1 rRNA gene is annotated in these 3285 nt (G+C 53.2%); it reads left to right on the top strand.

The window, feature by feature from the left end:
* Window positions 1–131 precede the first annotated feature (131 nt).
* A 23S ribosomal RNA gene (locus HMPREF2554_RS00010) occupies window positions 132–3232 on the top strand.
* The last annotated feature ends 53 nt before the right edge of the window (window positions 3233–3285 follow it).

Here is a 3285-nt window from a genome sequence, read left to right as displayed (position 1 = left end):
TGCTGGTGCTGGGTTTGTTCTCGGTGTTGGTGTTGGTGTGGTTTGTTGTTTGAGAACTATATAGTGGACGCGAGCATCTTCTGGGAACTGCACGGTTGTGTGGTTTCTTGATTCTTCTTTTTCTTGATTGTGTGTAAGTTGTTAAGGGCACACGGTGGATGCCTTGGCATCAGGAGCCGATGAAGGACGTGTGAATCTGCGATAAGCCTCGGGGAGCCGATAACTGGGCGTGGATCCGAGGATTTCCGAATGGGGAAACCTCGCTCATCGTTGTGGTGGGTGACCGCTGGTTGAATGTATAGGCCAGTTGGGGGGAACGCGGGGAAGTGAAACATCTCAGTACCCGCAGGAAGAGAAAATAATAATGATTCTGTTAGTAGTGGCGAGCGAACGCGGATGAGGCTAAACCTGTGGTGTGTGATAGCGGTTAGGTGTTGCATCATGGGTGTTGTGGGAGTTGTTGTGGTGGTTCTAACTGGTCACCGGCGTAGTGCATGATGGTAGGCGAACTGGCTTGGAATGGTCGACCGTAGTGGGTGAGAGTCCCGTAGTTGAAAGTGTTGTGTGTGCGTTGACAATGTCCCGAGTAGCACGGGGCTCGTGGAATCTCGTGTGAATCTGCCAGGACCACCTGGTAAGTCTAAATACTTCCTGATGACCGATAGTGGATCAGTACCGTGAGGGAATGGTGAAAAGTACCCCGGGAGGGGAGTGAAATAGTACCTGAAACCGTGTGCTTACAAGCCGTTATAGCCCCCCTTTGTGTGGGGTGGTGGCGTGCCTTTTGAAGAATGAGCCTGCGAGTTAGTGTTTTGTCGCGAGGTTAACCCGTGTGGGGTAGTCGTAGCGAAAGCGAGTCTGAATAGGGCGTTGTAGTGGCAGGATCTAGACCCGAAGCGGAGTGATCTATCCATGGCCAGGTTGAAGCACGTGTAAGAGCGTGTGGAGGACCGAACCCACCTAGGTTGAAAACTGGGGGGATGAGCTGTGGATAGGGGTGAAAGGCCAATCAAACTCTGTGATAGCTGGTTCTCCCCGAAATGCATTTAGGTGCAGCGTTACATGTTTCTTGCTGGAGGTAGAGCTACTGGATGGCCGATGGGCCCGCGAGGGTTACTGACGTTAGCTAAACTCCGAATGCCGGTAAGTGAGAGTGTAGCAGTGAGACAGTGGGGGATAAGCTTCATTGTCGAGAGGGAAACAGCCCAGACCATCAACTAAGGCCCCTAAGCGTGTGCTAAGTGGGAAAGGATGTGGAGTTGCTGAGACAACCAGGAGGTTGGCTTAGAAGCAGCCATCCTTGAAAGAGTGCGTAATAGCTCACTGGTCAAGTGATTCTGCGCCGATAATGTAGCGGGGCTCAAGTACACCGCCGAAGTTGTGGCAATCAGTCTTTGTGGCTGGTTGGGTAGGGGAGCGTCCTGCACGAGGTGAAGCTGCCACGGGAGTGTGTGGTGGATTGTGTGGGAGTGAGAATGCAGGCATGAGTAGCGAATCACGGGTGAGAAACCCGTGCGCCGGATGATCAAGGGTTCCAGGGTCAAGTTAATCTGCCCTGGGTTAGTCGGGGCCTAAGGCGAGGCCGACAGGCGTAGTCGATGGAGAACGGGTTGATATTCCCGTACCAGTGAAGGACCGTCCATACTGATATTGTGATGCTAACCATGCCGATCACGGTGTCATGAAGTTTTTCTTTGTGGTGTTGTGGGGTGTGTGGGACCCAAGCTTTGGAGGTAAGCGTGTTAACAGGTGTGACGCAGGAAGGTAGCCAAGCCACGCGGTGGTTGTCGTGGTCTAAGCGTGTAGGATGACTGGTTGTTAAATGCGCCGGTTGTGTGTCTGAGACGTGATGGGACCCCTTGTTTGTGGGGGATTTGGTGATCCTATGCTGCCGAGAAAAGCATCGGCGTGAGGTTTTAGCTGCCCGTACCCGAAACCGACACAGGTGATCAGGTAGAGAATACTAAGGCGATCGAGAGAATCATGGTTAAGGAACTCGGCAAAATGCCCCCGTAACTTCGGGAGAAGGGGGGCCCTGAGCGTGATCTGCCCGTGCGGTGGGGAGCGTGTAGGGGTCGCAGAGACCAGGGGGAAGCGACTGTTTATCAAAAACACAGGTCCGTGCGAAGTCGTAAGACGAGGTATACGGACTGACTCCTGCCCGGTGCTGGAAGGTTAAGAGGATTGGTTAGCCCTGTGTGGGCGAAGCTGAGAATTTAAGCCCCAGTAAACGGCGGTGGTAACTATAACCATCCTAAGGTAGCGAAATTCCTTGTCGGGTAAGTTCCGACCTGCACGAATGGAGTAACGACTTCCCTACTGTCTCAACCATGAACTCGGTGAAATTGCAGTACGAGTAAAGATGCTCGTTTCGCGCAGCAGGACGGAGAGACCCCGTGACCTTTACTATAGTTTGGTATTGGTGTTTGGGTTGGCTTGTGTAGGATAGGTGGGAGACTGTGAAGCTGTCACGCTAGTGGTGGTGGAGTCGTTGTTGAAATACCACTCTGGTCAATCTGGATGTCTAACTTCGGGCCATGATCTGGTTCAGGGACAGTGCCTGATGGGTAGTTTAACTGGGGCGGTTGCCTCCTAAAGTGTAACGGAGGCGCCCAAAGGTTCCCTCAGCCTGGTTGGCAATCAGGTGTTGAGTGTAAGTGCACAAGGGAGCTTGACTGTGAGAGTGGCGACTCGAGCAGGGACGAAAGTCGGGACTAGTGATCCGGCAGTGGCTTGTGGAAGCGCTGTCGCTCAACGGATAAAAGGTACCTCGGGGATAACAGGCTGATCTTGCCCAAGAGTCCATATCGACGGCATGGTTTGGCACCTCGATGTCGGCTCGTCGCATCCTGGGGCTGGAGTCGGGCCCAAGGGTTGGGCTGTTCGCCCATTAAAGCGGTACGCGAGCTGGGTTCAGAACGTCGTGAGACAGTTCGGTCCCTATCCGCTGCGCGCGTTGGAGAATTGAGAAAGGCTGTCCTTAGTACGAGAGGACCGGGACGGACGAACCTCTGGTATGTCAGTTGTACCGCCAGGTGCATGGCTGATTGGCTACGTTCGGGAGGGATAACCGCTGAAGGCATCTAAGCGGGAAGCCTGTTTCGAGATGAGTTCTCCTGGCACTCTTTGTGGTGTGTGAGGCTCCTTAGAGATGATGAGGTTGATAGGCCGGGTATGGAAGCGTTGTAAGGCGTGGAGTTGACTGGTACTAATAGGCCGAAGACTTATTCACACTAGTAAGTTGTTTGTTTGCGTTCGCTGTATAGTTTTGAAACAACAAGCCTG

The organism is Rothia sp. HMSC071F11 (assembly GCF_001809115.1).
Lineage (GTDB): Bacteria > Actinomycetota > Actinomycetes > Actinomycetales > Micrococcaceae > Rothia > Rothia dentocariosa.
Note: the sequence above shows the minus strand (reverse complement) of the source record. Positions and strands in the feature narration are given on the sequence as shown.